A 17,332-nucleotide genomic window follows, 5' to 3' on the forward strand; every position below is an offset into this window, starting at 1 on the left:
TATAACCAACCGCTAACCAATGATAAAATTCTTTAGAAAAATTAGACAAAAAATGCTGACTGAAAATAAGTTTAGCAAATATTTTCTTTATGCTATTGGAGAAATAATCTTGGTCGTGATTGGAATTTTAATTGCACTTCAAGTAAATAATCAAAATCAAGTCAAAAATGAAAAACAAGCACTCATAAATTATTTAGATAAAATTGCTAAAAATGTAGAAAGTGATTTAAAAGTTAGTGAGCTTATGATTAAAACACGAACTGAACAATCACAATTGTGTGCTAATGCAACAGAATTGATTTCAAATAAAAAATGGAATGACCAAAAAACCATAACCTCTGCTGTATTTGTTATGATTATTGAGCAACCCTTGAATTATAACCGTAGTGGATTTGAATCGTTAAAGAATTCTGGGTATTTACAACATCTTGACAATCCAAAAGTTGAAGAACTGATTTACAATTATTACAATGCAGTAGATAAAGTTATATTTGAAGAAACAAGTCTACAAGTTTGGGCAAATGATTTGGATTTAGAATTACACAAAAGTGGCTTCTTTTCAGAATGGATTGAACTTGAAAAAAGGCCAAATCAAAAACTTAATGAAGTTGTTGGGAATTATACAGATGAACTTTGTGAGCATAAAGGGAATAATATTGTATTGTCCCTTTTATATAGAGGTTTCTTATTTACTGCCGACTTAACAAGTTTCTATAAAGAACAAGTAACTTTTGGAAATGAATTATTATTAGCAATAGAGAATTACGATAAAAAATAACGAAAGCACAACGCTAACCAATGATAAAATTCTTTAGGAAAATTCGCAAAAACTTACTCACCGAAGGTAAGACTGGAAAGTATTTTAAATATGCTATTGGAGAAATTGTTCTTGTAGTCATTGGAATTTTGATTGCTTTGCAGATTAATAACTGGAATGAAAACCGAAAAAATAAAATTGCTGAAGCTGATTATTACTGTAGAATTTTAGATGACTTTGAACTCAATGAAAAATTAATTGATGACACTACTGAACTGATAAACAACAAAATAAAACTCTGTAAAGAATTGATATTAGATTTAAACAAAATACCAAATGAAAGAGGTGAAATACTTAATAAATTTGTAATTGCTTTAAGACAAGACGTTTTTGTACCTAGCAATATCGCTTTTGAAGACATAACATCGTCAGGACAGTTAAAACTGTTGACAGATTTGAAACTTAAAAACAGACTCATTCAGCACAGTACATTTTTGAACAATATTTTAAATCTACTTCAAGAGAATAGGAATGAAATTCTTAAAAGAATGAGTGATTATGAATTAATAGTTGATTTTGGATATCAAGATATTAATTACCTTAATCAAGTGCTCGATAAAGAACTAGTGAATCTATTACCAAAAAACGATTGGACAAATGAGCCAGATAATCCAATCTTCGTGAAGTTTCAAGATAATCTTGTAGTATTTATTGCTATGCTAATCAGACAGAAACAACATTTATCAAATTTGAAAAAGGAAATGAAAGAACCTATAAGATTATTAAAAGAAAAAGAATGTAAATAACGAAAGCACAACACCGTGTATAATTCATTGCTAGTACTCGCCTACTTACGAAAATCCTCTCGGATTTTCTATTCAGTTTGTGTTTGCTAATTTAGTTGCTGAAACACGCAACGAAATCATACACAAACACGTTAAACGAACCTTCCAAAAATAAAACTACTTTCGTTTTAAAACACCTCTAGCAAACAAACCCGCGTTAGGGATTGCAGTGGCATCCTTTTTAAAACTTAATAAACTATAAGATTGATTTGCGCTTAGATTTGAAAGATTGCTAAGTCGCTCACTCCTCGCAATGACGTTTTAAAAAGATATAACGAAAAGCCCGACCCTTGTGGTAACGCACAAAAACTTTTAAAATATAAGAGGAGTTTCAATTGATTTTTTACATTTTATATTATTATTTTAGTGCAAAACTTTTTATAAATGGCAAAGAAGAGCATACTTAACAAGAAGTCGATGGACTTTTTAGAGAAATATTTGAATAATGCAGCGCCTACGGGTTATGAGTGGGACGGACAAAAAATTTGGATGGATTATTTGAAACCTTATGTGGATGAGTTTATTACAGACACTTACGGTACTGCTGTTGGTGTGATTAACCCAAAAGCAAAATATAAGGTGGTTATTGAGGGGCATGCGGATGAGATTTCGTGGTATGTGAATTATATCTCTGATAACGGATTGATTTATGTGATTAGAAATGGTGGTAGTGATCACCAGATTGCACCAAGTAAAGTGGTGAATATACACACCAAAAAGGGCATTGTTAAAGGTGTTTTTGGTTGGCCTGCCATACATACAAGAAACCGTGCTAAAGAGGAACCACCAAAGCCAGATAATATTTTTATTGATTGTGGTTGTGCTACTAAAGCCGAGGTTGAAAAACTGGGTGTACATGTGGGTTGCGTAATTACGTATCCGGATGAGTTCCATATTTTAAACGGCGATAAATTTGTGTGTAGAGCTATTGATAACCGCATGGGTGGTTTTATGATAGCTGAAGTAGCACGATTACTAAAAGAGAACAAAAAGACATTACCTTTTGGACTTTACGTTACTAACGCGGTGCAGGAAGAAATTGGTTTACGTGGTGCGGAAATGATTACCCAAACTATTAAACCAAACGTGGCAATTGTTACTGATGTAACGCATGACACCACTACCCCAATGATTGAAAAGAAAAAAGCGGGACATCTTGAAATTGGTGCTGGTCCTGTGGTAGCTTATGCGCCTGCAGTACAGCAAAAATTGCGTGATTTAATTACAGATACTGCTGAGTCTAAAAAGATTCCGTTTCAGCGTTCTGCACTTTCAAGAGCTACAGGGACAGATACGGATGCTTTTGCTTATAGCAATGGTGGTGTAGCATCAGCTTTGATTTCGTTACCTTTACGCTATATGCATACCACTGTAGAAATGGTGCATAAAGAAGATGTTGAAAACGTAATTAAACTGATTTACGAAACATTATTGAACATAAAAGACGGGGAAACATTTAGTTATTTTAAGTAATATACTTTGTTTCTACATTATAAAATTGAGTCGGTTTTTTAATATATCGACTCAATTTTATATTTAATTAAATACATATCTCCTATTGGGTAACTCTTATTTACATATAAATGAATTCCCATTGGCTAAACAGACTTTAATTATTCTATGTATTGGTTTGTTTGGTAGTATTCCTTACGTTTCTGCTCAAATACAACAAGAATTTTCGCCTAGATTTAATGAGATGGTTCGTGGTGATTTTACTTTGATTGCTAACAATGTAATATCAAGAACTGCCACTGGAGCTTACAATGGTGAAGGTGATAACCATGATTTTGTTGATAATGTTTATGTAGATATTGATAATGATGACTCTACTTTTAATTCTAGTAGCGCCAATTTTACAAATCCAGAGCCACAATTAGCCTGCGTAAGTATTAAAAAAGCGTATTTGTATTGGGCTGCTGCAGATAAAGAAAATGAAGAAGGTGAAGACAATGTACCCGATTGGAATTTTAATGATGTAAAACTAATGCTTCCTGGTGAAAATGAGTATACAACTTTAACTGCTGATGAAGTGATTTACCGAGGTAGAGATACTCATTTTAGTAACGACCCTTACATTTGTTTTAAAGATATTACAGCTTTAGTAACTAATCTAGAAAGTCCGTTTGGAAAATATCAATTAGCTAATATTGAAGCAAAAACTGGATTTTTGTTTCAGCATTCTGATGGCAATACTGGAACTTCTGGAGGCTGGCAAATTGTATATGTGTATGAAAGCCCTAAACTGGTTTCTAAAAATGTGAGTATATTTGATGGTTACGCACACATTACCAGAGATTTTAATAGTTATGATGTAAGCTTTTCTGGTTTTCAAACCATACCTAATGGTCCTGTAAATGTAAACACCTTAATTGGTGCTTTGGAAGGTGATAGAGGTTTAATTGGAGATCGGTTTCAAATACAAAATATTGCTGGCGATTATATAGATCTAACGGCGCCTTTGCGAAATTCTGATAATTTTTTCAATAGTAGAATTACCATTGACAATACTAATTTTACGGATAGAAATCCAGCTAGTTTAAATACTTTAGGGTTTGATGCCGCAGTATTTCAGCTAGATAACACAAATAATAGTATTATTGGTAACAGTCAAACTTCGGCTTCGATACGACTGGCTTCTAATCAAGAAACCTATGGTTTATTTTTAATTGGTTTGTCTGTTGAAGTTTGGGTGCCAGATTTGTATCCTATACTTGTAAATTCATCTGCAGTTGACAATACAACTAATGCTTCGAGTACTGTAACTTATAGTTTTAATGTTTCTAATACTGGAAATGATAATGCTTTAAACGTTTTATTTTCTGAAACACTTCCCGTAAATATTGAATTTGTTTCTGCTGATAATTTACCTGTTGGTGTCACTTACAGTTATAACCTAGATACTAGGCTTTTACAATTTTTCATAGAAGATGGTTTGGTTGATATTGGTGATGATCCATTAAATATCGAATTTGATGTTATTGTAAGAGAAGCTTGTTATTTTCTTGAAGAAAACTGCGATCTAGATTTTGATATTCAATTTGAAGCAAGTTATAGTGGAGAACAGAATCCTAATAATTTTATGGCTTCTAGCTCCAGCGTGTTAGACGATTGTCAAATTGGAAACCCATTAACGACTATTATAAACCAACCCATTCCGCAATGGGCAACACCAATAGGAAGTTTAGACAGAGAGATATCCAGCAATAATCAAAATGAATTAATGAATGCTCAAGCATTGTTTCCTGTTCCAGATATTTGTGATTTTAATATCATAAAAACTACTGGGGATTTTATTCAAAATAGTGATTGTGATTATAACGGAAGTTATACAAACACTTGGACTTTTACCGATGCTTGTGGGCGTACTATTGAAGATTTCACTCAAATTATATCGGTAACTTCAAATCGAGTTTTTGATGGTAGCAACATTACCATTTCTAAAGTTGTGACACCAAATCAAGACCAATGGAATGAATATTTTACTGTTAATGAGATAAAAGATTGTGGGTTTGTAGTAGACTTGAAAATATTCAATCGTTGGGGCGCTATCATTTATCAATCTGATAACTACCAAAACAATTGGAATGGAACAGCAAGTAGTAGCGCAATTGGTTCAGCAAATCAAGTGCCTTCAGGAACATATTTTTATATCATTAATATGATGAAAAGTGGTCTAGCACCTATTGCAGGAACATTATATTTAGGAACAAAATAAGATTTAAATTTAAAATGGAATACATCGATATTGTTACTAAAGATGGTAAACCCACAGGGAAATCAGAATTAAAATCAATAATACATAAAAAAGGGTATTATCATCATACGTCGCATCTTTGGTTATACACTGATGAAGGTAACATCCTAATATCACAACGCTCTGCTAATAAAACTATTTGCCCCTTAATGTGGGATGTTTCGGTGGCTGGACATATTGATGCTGGTGAAACTCCAGAACAAGGTATTATTAGAGAAACTAAAGAAGAAATTGGGTTAACAATTTCTTCAAACGAATTGAAAAAAATAGGCGTTTTTGAATGTTTCCAATCTTATGAAAATGGTATTATAGATAATGAATTTCATAATACTTATATTGCTGCATTGCAAGTTCCCATTTCTGAATTGATTCCGCAACAAGAGGAAGTTGAAGCATTAAAAATGGTTTCAATTGATGAGTTTCAATCTTTAATTACTAACATAAAAGATAATGGTAATCACTTTGTGCCTTCAAATAAATCTTACTACGAATTTGTTTTGCAAATGATTAAGAAACATATAAACTTATGAATTTACTACTTGTAGCTGTTGCTCCGGTTTTTATAATTATACTTTACATTTATCTAAAGGATAAATATGAAAAGGAACCAAAACGATTACTATTTTACAATTTTCTATTAGGTGCAATAGTCAGTATTATTATCACTTCCATTTTGTATTATGCCTTTGATATTGTATTACCATTACCAAATGAAACAAGCATTTTACAACAGTTTATAAAAGCCTTTTTTGTTGTTGGTTTAGTTGAAGAATTTAGTAAATACATTATTGTTAGATATTTTGCACAGCCCAACAAAGCTTTTAACGAACCTTTTGATGGTATTGTATACGCTGTTATGGTTTCTATGGGTTTTGCTGCAACCGAAAACATATTTTATGTTCTTGAGGGTGGTTATACAACAGCTTTAGCTAGAGCTTTTACTGCCGTTCCTGCTCATGCCACTTTTGGGATTTTAATGGGTTATTTTATGGGGAAAGCAAAGTTTTCGAGTAATAGAATCGTTTTAAATTTATCTGGGTTATTCCTCGCTATCCTTTTTCATGGGAGCTATGATTTTTTTCTGTTTATTGACTTTGTTCCTGGAATTTGGATAGGTGCTATTATATCTTTATTTATTGGAATCGTGCTATCTAGAAAGGCTATAAAAAGGCATCAACAAGATTCAAATTTTAAAATTTAAGGTTTATTAAACTTATATAAAATCCCTTTTCAAGAGTGTTATTTAGGGTTGAAATTCCTTTATAAAAATCCTTATATTTACTAAGATTAATTTCTCCAATTATGAGTAAACATTTTAAGACAAAAGTGAATAAAGCCATTGATTTTGATTTTTCTGAAGATGATATTTTAAAACTTGATGCTCTTCAAACATCCAAAGAAAAATATCATATTCTAAAAGATAATACGTCTTTCAAAGCTGAAATTGTTGAAGCAGATTTTAACAGAAAATCATATACAGTAAAAGTTAACAACAACTCATACAATGTCAATATTTTCAACGACTTAGACTTACTAATAAAAGATATGGGTTTTTCAGTTGGAACCACCAAACAAATCAATTCTATACTCGCACCAATGCCTGGGTTAATTCTTGAAATTAATGTTGAAGTTGGGCAAGAAGTAAATGAAAATGACAACCTACTCATTCTTGAAGCTATGAAAATGGAAAACATAATTACATCTCCCAGAGATGGTATTATAAAATCTATTTCGATAAAAAAAGGAGATGCGGTAGAGAAAAACCAACTTTTAATTGAGTTTCAATAATATGAAACTTCTATAACGAGAACTCTTTACAAAATACAATGTTAAAATGGAAGCTACATGTGACCGATTTTAAATAAATAATTTTAACACATGAAAAAAATACTTGTTGCCAACAGAGGAGAAATTGCTATTCGAGTGATGCAAACAGCTCAGAAAATGGGTATTAAAACGGTTGCTGTTTTCTCTACAGTAGACCGTAATGCACCTCATGTAAAATTTGCAGACGAGGCGGTTTGTATTGGAGAAGCGCCTTCTAGCGAATCGTATTTAAAAGGTGATAAAATTATAGAAGTTGCAAAAAACTTAAATGTAGATGCCATTCATCCTGGTTATGGTTTTTTAAGTGAAAATGCCTCTTTTGCTGAGTTATGCGAAGACAATAATATTATTTTCATTGGTCCAAAATCAAAGGCAATAAAAATCATGGGAAGTAAATTGGCTGCCAAAGATGCTGTTAAAGCCTATGATATTCCTATGGTTCCCGGGATTGATGAAGCCATTACAGATGTTGAAAAAGCAAAACAAATAGCAAATGATATTGGTTTCCCTATACTAATAAAAGCTTCTGCAGGTGGTGGTGGAAAAGGTATGCGCGTTGTTGAAAAAGAAGCCAATTTAGAATCTCAAATGAATCGTGCCATTAGTGAAGCTACTTCTGCCTTTGGTGATGGTTCTGTGTTTATTGAAAAGTATGTGACTTCTCCACGACATATCGAAATACAAGTTATGGCAGATAGCCATGGAAATGTTTTACACTTTTTTGAACGTGAATGTAGTATTCAGCGTCGCCATCAGAAGGTCGTTGAAGAAGCACCTTCTTGTGTTTTAACTCCCGTATTAAGAGCTAAAATGGGCGAAGCTGCTATAAAAGTGGCAAAAGCTTGTGATTATCTTGGAGCTGGAACTGTTGAATTCTTACTAGACGGTGACCATAATTTCTATTTTTTAGAAATGAATACTAGATTACAAGTAGAGCATCCTGTAACCGAATTAATCTCAGGAGTAGATTTAGTTGAGCTTCAAATTAAAGTAGCTCGTGGAGAAGCGCTTCAAATAAAACAAGATGATTTAAAAATTAACGGGCACGCTCTAGAATTACGTGTTTATGCTGAAGATCCGTTAAATGATTTTCTACCAAGTGTTGGACATTTAGACACTTATCAGTTACCAAAAGGAAAAGGTATTAGAGTTGATAATGGTTTTGAAGAAGGTATGGATATTCCTATTTATTATGATCCTATGCTCTCCAAATTAATTACCTATGGTAATACTAGAGAAGAAGCTATTCAACTCATGATAAAGGCTATTGAAAATTATATCGTTAAAGGTGTTGAAACAACTTTACCCTTTGGTAAATATGTTTGCGAACATGAAGCATTTCGTTCTGGTAATTTTGATACGCATTTTGTGAAAAATTTCTATTCTCCTGAAAGTTTAAAAGCTGAAACAGAAAACGAAGCTAAAATTGCTGCATTAATAGCGGTTAAACAATATATTGAAGACCAAAAATTACTACGCTTACCTAACTACTAATTATGGATTCTAAACAAGAAAAAATTAATAAGCTAAAAGAAGCTTTAGACCTTTCTAAACTTGGAGGTGGACAAAAGCGCATTGATAAACAGCATGCCAATAAAAAACTAACTGCTAGAGAGCGCATTGAATACTTATTTGATGAAGGTTCTTTTGAAGAAATTGGTGCATTAGTAACTCATAGAACCACAGATTTTGGAATGGAAAACCAAATTTATTATGGTGATGGTGTAGTTACAGGTTACGGCACTGTAAATGGAAGATTGATTTACGCTTATGCTCAAGATTTTACTGTATTTGGTGGTTCACTATCAGAAACTCATGCTGAAAAGATTTGTAAAATCATGGATATGGCAGTGAAAGTTGGTGCTCCAATTATTGGATTAAATGATTCTGGTGGTGCGCGTATACAAGAAGGTGTTCGCTCACTTGGTGGTTATGCAGATATATTTTATAGAAATGTGCAAGCTTCCGGAGTTATTCCACAAATCTCAGCTGTTATGGGACCTTGTGCTGGTGGAGCAGTTTACTCCCCTGCGATGACCGATTTTACTATTATGGTAGAAAACTCCAGTTATATGTTTGTAACTGGTCCTAATGTGGTTAAAACAGTAACTAACGAAGAAGTTACTAGTGAAGAACTTGGAGGCGCCCTAACGCATGCATCAAAATCTGGAGTGGCTCACAAAACTTCTGAAAATGATATTGCTTGTCTTGAAGACGTAAAAAAACTTTTAAGTTATTTACCTCAAAATAACACTGAAAAAACAAAAAAACTTGAGATTACAATTGATGATGAAGTAAGGGATGTTTTATCTGATATAGTTCCAGACAATCCAAACAAGCCTTATGATATGCATGACGTTATTTCTGGGGTTATTGACGACAATTCTTTTTATGAAATTCATAAAGACTATGCCGAAAGCATCATTGTTGGATTTGCAAGATTAGGAGGACGAAGTATTGGTATTATTGCAAATCAACCTATGGCATTTGCAGGTGTTTTAGGAGTTAATAGTTCAAGAAAAGCAGCACGTTTTACACGAACATGTGATTGTTTTAACATTCCGTTGCTAGTGTTAGTAGATGTTCCAGGGTTTTTACCAGGAACAGATCAAGAATGGAATGGTATTATAGTTCATGGCGCTAAACTTCTATACGCTTTAAGTGAAGCTACTGTGCCTAGAATAACCGTTATCACAAGAAAAGCATATGGTGGAGCATATGACGTTATGAACTCTAAGCACATTGGTGCTGATTTTAATTACGCATGGCCAGGGGCAGAAATTGCAGTTATGGGAGCTAAAGGTGCTAGTGAAATTATTTTTAGAAAAGAGATAGCAGCAGCAGATAATCCTGAAGAAAAATTAGCAGAAAAAGAAACTGAATATGCTGAGAAATTTGCTAATCCTTATAGGGCAGCAAAACGTGGTTTTATTGATGAAGTTATTCTGCCAAAAAATACCAGAAGAAAATTATTGAAAGCATTTGATATGCTTGAAAACAAAAAAATAGATAGCCCTAAACGAAAACACGGAAATATACCTCTATAAAAAAAAGGAGTCTATTTCTAGACTCCTAATTTTACTTCAATTTACAAAGCCTTCAAAAAGGCTTAATTAATCACCTTATACTTGTTTAGATAATTTAAACTAATTTGAAATACAACCAACCTAGTATATCAAAATAGAACTAAATCAAACCTTAAAAAATAAAAAACAAGTAAGTTAAACTTGAGCAATTAATTTATTGATAATAGCATAATCAAATATCTAAAAGTTGTGCAAATCATCACAATATTTGACTACGCATTAATTACTCACAAGTATAAAATGTAAAAAAAAAGGTTAATCTACCTGAAACCCTTTCAATGTGCTAGAAAATGTATTCTGTAAATGCTCAACAAGAGTAGTATCCGTATTAACAAGATCAATTTTTTTAGAAATCCTATATCGCCTACTTTCAACCGATCTTACAGTAGTATTTAAAAATAGTGCTATTTCTTTATTTGGAAACCCCATAAATAAATAATAGCAAATAATTATCTCAGACTTATTTAACTGAGGATAAATCTCCTCTATCTTCCTAAAAAACTCAATATTAAGTTCGTTAACTAAATCTAAATGATTTTCACTTTTATCTAATAATGTTGATGAATTAATATGCAAGTTTTTATATAAATCTTTAATTTTTTCCTTCTGATGCTCAATACATTCTGTTCTAGAAATTTGTTTTACCTCTTTCTTTAAATTTTTAATATACTCTTCTAAACCATAAACCTTTGTTGCAAGCTGTTCGTTATTAGATTTTAAATAAGACAAACTATTATCAGTTTCTCGACTATAAGTATCTAATTTACTTTTTTGTTTTCTATAATAAAACAAGGATAACAAGCTTAACAACAACAAAATAACAACTATAAAACCAGCTAAAAAACTATTGAACGTCTTCTTTTCATTTTGAGCGATTAATTCAGACTCAGCTTTAGCCAAAGAATCGTTAACCTCAAAACTGGCTTCAATAGTCCTGCCATGTATTTTGTTTTGTAGTAATACTAAAGAGTCAATATAAACCTTTGTGTTTTCTATATTACCTTCATATTTATTTACATCTGCATATAATCTATAATAGTCTCTTAAAGCATCTTCTGACATATAGTCAACTAGCTTTGAAGAATTTTGCAAATAAAAATGAGTAGAGTCTATCTCCTTTTTTCCTAAAAAGACATCTGCAAAACAGCTATGGATAGCACCTTCAAAAGAAAAATAATTATATTTGGCAATAGTATTATTTTCTTTTAATGTTTTAAACTCATCAAAATATTTATGCGCATTTTTAAAATCGTCTAAATAAATATAATTTGAAGTAAGCATATATAATGCAAACATATAATAGTAGGCATCATCTTTTATGCTTTTATAATTTTCTAATTCACTTAAGAGAAATGTATTACATGCTATATAATCACCATCCAGAAATTTAGCATAAGCCTCTACTTGAGTTACTTCTATAAGCCCATATTTGTAATCACATTTTTTGTAATATTCTCTGGCTTTAGCTAAGTATTCATATGCTGCATCATGCTTACCTATAAAATACATATTAGAATATATACCAACACTAGCTTCACCTGCAATACAAAAATCCTCTTCTTTTTCAGCGTATTTAATTGCTAGAATAGAACATTGATGATATTTAGTGTACTCATTAAAATCATCATGCACTAGAGCTTTTAAAGCATAATATTCTGCAACTCTACCTGGAATAAAATCTTCAATTGGTTTTGGAATAGCTTCTAGAAAAGATAAGGCTTTTTCTGAACTAGTGTCTATATGTATATCGGCAGAATCTACAAGCCTGAAATATTGATTTTCTGTCTGACCAGAAACAAACAAACCAAAAAAGAAAAAACACAAGCAAAGGCCTATAATTTTGAGAGAGAAATTAATTTTAAGCATTGGTTTAACTCTTATTTATTTTATCAATAGCTGAGTAAAAATATACAAATAAAAATTAAATACGTAAAGTATTACAATTATACTTTAAATTTTAAAGTTTAAATAAAACTGAAAATTCAATATTGGTAGTATTATGGCCTCCATTTGGCTGCTTTAATTCTAGGTTTGAAGTATGTCTAACAGAATGTCTAAAATCAAATTGCAATTTATTTATTTCATAGGATAAGCCTAAACCAAAAATATCTGAAAAAGCAAAACCTTTCGCTAATCGCTCTGTTGCTTTGTCTGAAATCATTGGACCTAAGCTACCAATAGCATAACAACTAATCCCTTTGTGAATTTTATATCTAGCAATTATTCCACAGTTTAAGACATATTCTTTTATCTTACGTTTTTGCGTATATAATTCTCTTAGCTCTTCATAATTATCAGCATCACTTGGCTTTACATAAAATTTGTTTAAAAGTTGATGCTCAACAACATTATAACTAGGCTCTAAATTAATCTCAAAAGCCCATTTATTTTTATCTTTAAATCTGTAGTTAATTTGTACTTTATAAAAATCAACTTTATGTATATAATCCTTAGCATTAAACGGAAATTTATCTTGAGAACCAGTTCCGTAAGTTAAACCTAATTTTAGGTTCTCCTTTTTTATCTGTCCATTTAAATAAAATGAACTAAGCATAAAAACTAAGGTTAAAAAAAATGCAATTGAAAATTTATGATTCATTAAACTATTTGAATTTAATTACTTGCGCGTTGTACATAAAAGAATCTTGCCAACGCTCAAAACGACTATCAAATAATGTTGAAAAAACTAAATATTGACACTTACCAATACTTTCTGGTGTTCTAGATATTTCAGCTAAATTATTATTTGTAAACAAAAACTCTGCATCCTCAACAATAAACAGCTGCAACTTGTTCAAATTTATTCCATTAAGATAATAGAGTTTATTTAAGCGTTTTGGAGTAGCGATAACAATATCTACACCATCATAAATTTCATTACGCTGATCATCAATATTTTTTTCATCATATGCACAATAAACACGTAAATCCGTTCTCCTCAGGTAAGCGTTAAATTCTAATTCTAAATCTAATGCTGCTTGCTTATTTTTCACAAAGATTAAAGCTCTAGGAGCATCTTCAAAAGCTTTACCTTTTAGTTTTTGAATAACGCTAAGAATTATACTTGTTGTTTTCCCTGTGCCTTTAGGAGCAATACAAAATAAACTTGCACCACCTTTTATTCTTGATAAAATTAATTTTTGAAAAGCTAATGGCGCTTCAAAGCCTTTATTCTCAAGAACATCTTTTAAAGGCTCAATAAGTTTTTTAAATGGCATATAATCAAATATCTCGATAAAGAGCACAAATATAGTATTTAATACTTTTAGCAAAAATTATTATAAACTATAATAAGATTGAGTTTATAGATGATTATTATGTTAGTATCGAATTTAATTCGACTACTTTTACATCATGGAAAAACCCCAAAAGTTTAAGCTAGAATTTGTAACCTTAATGGCTTCATTAATGTCTATTGTGGCCTTATCAATTGATGCCTTATTACCTGCACTTACTGAAATTGGAGATTTTTTAGGAGTTATAAATACCACAGACAACCAATTGTTAATTACCATGATTTTCCTTGGGCTTGGATTTGGGCAACTGCTTTTCGGTCCGCTATCAGATAGTTTCGGAAGAAAACCTATGGTTTATATTGGTTTCATCGTTTTTATTATTGCCAGTATTATATGCGTTACCACAAAAAGTTTTGAGATTATGATTTTTGGCAGAGTGCTTCAAGGTATTGGTTTATCATCACCAAGAACTATCGCATTATCAATGATACGAGATTCTTACAGTGGTAATTATATGGCAAAAATAATTTCGATAGTTGTTATGTTTTTCATTTTGGTTCCTGTTGTTGCGCCTACTATTGGTCAACTTATTTTAAACTTTTTTAACTGGGAATCTATTTTCTATTTTAATCTATTTATCGGGCTTTTAATAATGATATGGTTTTGGAAACGGCAGTCTGAAACATTAATAGAAAAAAACCGAATCCCATTTTCCTCACGTTTATTTATTGATGGTACCAAAGAATTTTTCAAACACAAACAAGCTGTTGCTTTCACCTTTGTCTCCGGTTTTATTACAGGCGCATTTATGGTGTATTTAAGTACGTCTCAACAAATCTTTCAAATGCAGTATGATTTAGTAGAACTATTCCCATACATATTTGCAAGTTTAGCCATTTCAGTAGGTTTAGCCACGTATTTAAATAGCCGTTTAGTAGTAAAATATGGTATGACTAAAATTGCATACTCTGCTTGTATTGCGTTTGTTATTATCTCTCTTCTTTACGTGATATTATTTTGCAACGGGAACAATCCTAACATCTATATATTGCTCAGTTTTTTTGCATTACAATTTTTTAGCGTTGGATTTTTATTTGGAAATTTAAGAGCTTTAGCAATGCAGCCTTTAGGTCATATTGCTGGCATTGGCGCAGCAATTAACGGGTTTATATCTACAGTTATGGCTGTACCCATTGCCAATTATATTGGTAGTTTTGTCAACACTTCAGTTTTACCATTATTTATTGGATTTTCCGTTTTTGGTCTGCTTTCACTTTTTGTATTTCTACTCATGAAAAACAAAATAGTTGTAGCAAACAGTTAGATATTTCATCATTTAAAAAATAATTTGGGCGTTAACCACAAGGGGTCGGGCTATCCGTTACAAGTCCTCGCACCTCCTACGTCGGGCTGTGGGCTATCCACTACTATCCCTAACGCGGGCAAATCTGCTAAAGTCTGTATTTAGTAATTAAACTCAGGCTATAAATAAAGTGTTTTTATAACTTCCATGTGATGAATTTCATGCCCGAGAATAATAAATGCAGCAGCTCTTGCAGATAAAGGACTTCCGCTAGCATGACCTGTAAACATCAAATCAGCATCATTAATACTTTTTAAGAGAATTATAAAACTCTTACGACCTATTTTATATTCTTCTAATAAATCATTTATAGATTTATCATCTGCTTTTGATGGCTCTATATAGTCATCTTGTTCATAACCAACTAAAGGCGCACTATCATGTCTTGCAATCCTAAAGCAACGATACATAAAAACACGCTCGGTATCTATAATATGCTGAAGCACTTCTTTAATACTCCATTTACCTGAAGCATATCTATACTCCAATTTACCCTCAGGAATGGATTTAAAAAAATCAACAACATCCTTTTCTGCTTTCACAAAACCATCCATTAAAGTAACATCTTTTGGGACTTTACTAGTATAGGTTCCGTAATATGAATTGTATTCTGATGTGTTTAAATCTGTAACTCTCATAATATTAAATTTTTGCTTGATATGTGTATAAATCAAAGTACCTACCATTTAAAGCAATAAGTTCATCATGAGTACCTCGCTCAACGATTCGACCTGCTTCAATTACTAAAATCTGATCTGCTTTTCTAATAGTACTTAACCTATGTGCAATAACAATGGTGGTTCTATCTTTTACCAATTCGTTTAAACTTTTTTGAATTAAAGCTTCACTTTCGGTATCTAAATTTGAAGTGGCTTCGTCTAAAATAATAATTTTAGGGTTAGCTAAAATAGCACGTGCAATAGCCAAACGCTGACGTTGTCCTCCTGATAGTTTCACACCACGTTCGCCTATTAAGGTTTCTAAACCATCATCAAACCTATCGGTAAATTCATTTACATAAGCTGCTTTAACAGCATTTTGCAATTCGGCTTCTGTAGCATTTGGTCTTGGAAACATAATGTTTTCTTTAATGGTGCCTTCAAATAAAAATTCATCTTGAAGCACCACGCCTAAATATTGACGATAGCTATTCAGTTTTACTTTTGATAAATCTTGATTATCAATAGTAATTTTACCAGATTTTGGATTTAAGAATGTTGCCGATAAGCCCGCAATAGTCGATTTTCCAGACCCTGAACTACCAACCAAAGCAGTTACAGAACCTGCTGGCGCATTGAAGCTAATATTATGTAACACCTCTTTATCTTCATCATAAGCAAAAGAGACATCATTAAAAGAGATATCGCCTTTAAAAGTATTAAATTGAATGGTGCGGTTTATATCATCTTCTTCAGCTGCCGTATTCATGAGTTCTTCAGTTCTATCTAAACCGGCTAAAGCTTCAGTTAATTGACTACCTATATTACTCATTTGTACAATGGGCGCAATCATAAAACCTAGAATAAGCGTAAAGAATAGGAAATCTCCCGTCGTCATTTGTTCTTGAATCATGTAATAGCCACCAATACCCATAATTCCTGTAGTAGCAACACCTATTAAAAATGTTGACGAACTCGTCATTAATGCCGTTGCCGTTAGACTCTTTTTTACATTTTGAAATAGCTTATCTACCCCTTTTTCGAAAATTTGATTTTCTTGAGTCTCAGCATTAAATGCCTTTATAACTCTTACTCCTGCTAAGGTTTCGGTTAATCGTCCTTTTACTTCTGCGTTTATTTTGCCTCGTGTTCTAAAAATAGGCCGAATGTATTTAAAAGCTCTTAACGCGATATATCCAAATATAGAAAGTGGGATAAACACAAAAAGTGTCATCCAAGGGTTTAATTTTATTAAAATAATTAATGAAACAATAGCTGTAAATGTTCCGCCAACTAACTGTACAAGTCCTGTTCCAATAAGGTTTCGTACACCTTCAACATCACTCATTATTCTAGATACTAAGGCACCAGATTTCGTATTATCGAAAAAACTAATGGGTAATGACAATACTTTTTTCTGAACTTGAGCTCGTAACTCACTGATTAAATATTGTGCTTGAACACTTAAAATTCTAGTTAGAGCAAACGATGTTATAGCTTGAATGGTTATTGCTGCTATAACGATAGCAATTAGCGAGTAAATTTGAGAAACGTCTTTACTTGGTACAACTTCATCTAAAAGTACTTTACTTTGCCATGGCAACACCAAGCCAGCTAAACTCCGAATAACAATTAATATTAACCCCACAAAAACTAAATTTCGCCTAGGCCAAATAATAGTTTTAAAGGCTTGCGCCATGGTTACTTTTGGCTTGGACTTTGTTTTATTTTTTGATGTTTCTTGAAGATGTTTCATAATTACTTTTCAATTTTTAAAGGTAGGTTTTTCTTGAAAACTATTTAGC

At 31.9% G+C, this 17,332-nt stretch carries 15 protein-coding genes; 10 read left to right on the forward strand and 5 right to left on the reverse strand.

The genetic code is table 11. From position 1 onward, the window contains the following. Window positions 1–19 precede the first annotated feature (19 nt). From DIS18_RS10605 to DIS18_RS10645, 9 genes are all read left to right on the forward strand, one after another. The gene (locus tag DIS18_RS10605) at window positions 20–778 is read left to right on the forward strand and encodes a hypothetical protein (RefSeq protein ID WP_146191819.1); all 759 of its coding nucleotides are present in this window, start codon (window positions 20–22) and stop codon (window positions 776–778) included. Between the two features lie 20 nt (window positions 779–798). Then, window positions 799–1,563 (forward strand): DUF6090 family protein, encoded by a 765-nt coding sequence (locus DIS18_RS10610; protein WP_109353034.1) that lies wholly within the window; start codon window positions 799–801, stop codon window positions 1,561–1,563. A gap of 423 nt (window positions 1,564–1,986) precedes the next feature. Further along, complete coding sequence (locus DIS18_RS10615; RefSeq protein WP_109353035.1) at window positions 1,987–3,075, forward strand: M42 family metallopeptidase; 1,089 nt, start codon at window positions 1,987–1,989, stop codon at window positions 3,073–3,075. A gap of 121 nt (window positions 3,076–3,196) precedes the next feature. Then, the gene (locus tag DIS18_RS10620; protein WP_146191820.1) at window positions 3,197–5,317 is read left to right on the forward strand and encodes a T9SS type B sorting domain-containing protein; all 2,121 of its coding nucleotides are present in this window, start codon (window positions 3,197–3,199) and stop codon (window positions 5,315–5,317) included. 14 nt (window positions 5,318–5,331) lie between these two features. Next, complete coding sequence (locus DIS18_RS10625) at window positions 5,332–5,886, forward strand: NUDIX hydrolase (RefSeq protein ID WP_109353037.1); 555 nt, start codon at window positions 5,332–5,334, stop codon at window positions 5,884–5,886. Then, window positions 5,883–6,557: a PrsW family intramembrane metalloprotease gene (locus DIS18_RS10630; protein WP_109353038.1), complete on the forward strand. Its 675-nt coding sequence runs from the start codon at window positions 5,883–5,885 to the stop codon at window positions 6,555–6,557. The genes DIS18_RS10625 and DIS18_RS10630 overlap by 4 nt, the downstream gene beginning before the upstream one ends. A gap of 101 nt (window positions 6,558–6,658) precedes the next feature. Beyond that, window positions 6,659–7,144 carry an acyl-CoA carboxylase biotin carboxyl carrier protein subunit gene (locus DIS18_RS10635; RefSeq protein ID WP_109353039.1) on the forward strand — a complete coding sequence of 162 codons (486 nt, stop codon included), beginning with the start codon at window positions 6,659–6,661 and terminating at the stop codon, window positions 7,142–7,144. Between the two features lie 90 nt (window positions 7,145–7,234). Further along, window positions 7,235–8,677, forward strand: a complete 1,443-nt coding sequence (accC, locus tag DIS18_RS10640; RefSeq protein ID WP_109353040.1) for an acetyl-CoA carboxylase biotin carboxylase subunit — start codon at window positions 7,235–7,237, stop codon at window positions 8,675–8,677. A 2-nt stretch (window positions 8,678–8,679) separates the two neighbouring features. Further along, window positions 8,680–10,230, forward strand: coding sequence for an acyl-CoA carboxylase subunit beta (locus tag DIS18_RS10645; RefSeq protein ID WP_109353041.1), 1,551 nt, complete (start codon window positions 8,680–8,682; stop codon window positions 10,228–10,230). Between the two features lie 294 nt (window positions 10,231–10,524). Here DIS18_RS10645 and DIS18_RS10650 read toward each other — a convergent pair whose 3' ends face one another. The 3 genes from DIS18_RS10650 to DIS18_RS10660 form a co-directional block, all read right to left on the reverse strand. Further along, on the reverse strand, window positions 10,525–12,135 hold the full coding sequence (locus DIS18_RS10650; RefSeq protein ID WP_146191821.1) for a helix-turn-helix transcriptional regulator: 1,611 nt from the start codon (window positions 12,133–12,135) through the stop codon (window positions 10,525–10,527). A 91-nt stretch (window positions 12,136–12,226) separates the two neighbouring features. Continuing rightward, window positions 12,227–12,823, reverse strand: a complete 597-nt coding sequence (locus DIS18_RS10655; RefSeq protein WP_109353242.1) for an acyloxyacyl hydrolase — start codon at window positions 12,821–12,823, stop codon at window positions 12,227–12,229. A gap of 49 nt (window positions 12,824–12,872) precedes the next feature. Next, window positions 12,873–13,487, reverse strand: coding sequence for a DEAD/DEAH box helicase (locus DIS18_RS10660; RefSeq protein ID WP_109353043.1), 615 nt, complete (start codon window positions 13,485–13,487; stop codon window positions 12,873–12,875). A 136-nt stretch (window positions 13,488–13,623) separates the two neighbouring features. On the opposite strand from DIS18_RS10660, the gene DIS18_RS10665 reads away from it, so the two are divergent. Further along, window positions 13,624–14,829 (forward strand): multidrug effflux MFS transporter, encoded by a 1,206-nt coding sequence (locus DIS18_RS10665; protein WP_109353044.1) that lies wholly within the window; start codon window positions 13,624–13,626, stop codon window positions 14,827–14,829. Window positions 14,830–14,987: 158 nt separating this feature from the next. Here DIS18_RS10665 and DIS18_RS10670 read toward each other — a convergent pair whose 3' ends face one another. Together DIS18_RS10670 and DIS18_RS10675 are read right to left on the reverse strand one after the other, a co-directional pair. Next, entirely contained in the window at window positions 14,988–15,506 is a 519-nt protein-coding gene (locus DIS18_RS10670) for a DinB family protein (RefSeq protein WP_109353243.1), read from the reverse strand. A gap of 4 nt (window positions 15,507–15,510) precedes the next feature. Continuing rightward, window positions 15,511–17,283, reverse strand: coding sequence for an ABC transporter ATP-binding protein (locus tag DIS18_RS10675; RefSeq protein ID WP_109353045.1), 1,773 nt, complete (start codon window positions 17,281–17,283; stop codon window positions 15,511–15,513). Window positions 17,284–17,332 lie beyond the last annotated feature (49 nt).

Source organism: Algibacter marinivivus, assembly GCF_003143755.1.
Taxonomy (GTDB): domain Bacteria; phylum Bacteroidota; class Bacteroidia; order Flavobacteriales; family Flavobacteriaceae; genus Algibacter_B; species Algibacter_B marinivivus.

What these genes read in the sequence shown, in the direction of transcription:
- DIS18_RS10605 (WP_146191819.1), top strand. Translation starts at nt 20, where the DNA reads ATGATAAAATTCTTTAGAAAAATTAGACAAAAAATGCTGACTGAAAAT.
- DIS18_RS10610 (WP_109353034.1), top strand. Translation starts at nt 799, where the DNA reads ATGATAAAATTCTTTAGGAAAATTCGCAAAAACTTACTCACCGAAGGT.
- DIS18_RS10615 (WP_109353035.1), top strand. Translation starts at nt 1,987, where the DNA reads ATGGCAAAGAAGAGCATACTTAACAAGAAGTCGATGGACTTTTTAGAG.
- DIS18_RS10625 (WP_109353037.1), top strand. Translation starts at nt 5,332, where the DNA reads ATGGAATACATCGATATTGTTACTAAAGATGGTAAACCCACAGGGAAA.
- DIS18_RS10630 (WP_109353038.1), top strand. Translation starts at nt 5,883, where the DNA reads ATGAATTTACTACTTGTAGCTGTTGCTCCGGTTTTTATAATTATACTT.
- DIS18_RS10635 (WP_109353039.1), top strand. Translation starts at nt 6,659, where the DNA reads ATGAGTAAACATTTTAAGACAAAAGTGAATAAAGCCATTGATTTTGAT.
- accC (WP_109353040.1), top strand. Translation starts at nt 7,235, where the DNA reads ATGAAAAAAATACTTGTTGCCAACAGAGGAGAAATTGCTATTCGAGTG.
- DIS18_RS10645 (WP_109353041.1), top strand. Translation starts at nt 8,680, where the DNA reads ATGGATTCTAAACAAGAAAAAATTAATAAGCTAAAAGAAGCTTTAGAC.
- DIS18_RS10650 (WP_146191821.1), bottom strand. Translation starts at nt 12,135, where the DNA reads ATGCTTAAAATTAATTTCTCTCTCAAAATTATAGGCCTTTGCTTGTGT.
- DIS18_RS10655 (WP_109353242.1), bottom strand. Translation starts at nt 12,823, where the DNA reads ATGCTTAGTTCATTTTATTTAAATGGACAGATAAAAAAGGAGAACCTA.
- DIS18_RS10660 (WP_109353043.1), bottom strand. Translation starts at nt 13,487, where the DNA reads ATGCCATTTAAAAAACTTATTGAGCCTTTAAAAGATGTTCTTGAGAAT.
- DIS18_RS10665 (WP_109353044.1), top strand. Translation starts at nt 13,624, where the DNA reads ATGGAAAAACCCCAAAAGTTTAAGCTAGAATTTGTAACCTTAATGGCT.
- DIS18_RS10670 (WP_109353243.1), bottom strand. Translation starts at nt 15,506, where the DNA reads ATGAGAGTTACAGATTTAAACACATCAGAATACAATTCATATTACGGA.
- DIS18_RS10675 (WP_109353045.1), bottom strand. Translation starts at nt 17,283, where the DNA reads ATGAAACATCTTCAAGAAACATCAAAAAATAAAACAAAGTCCAAGCCA.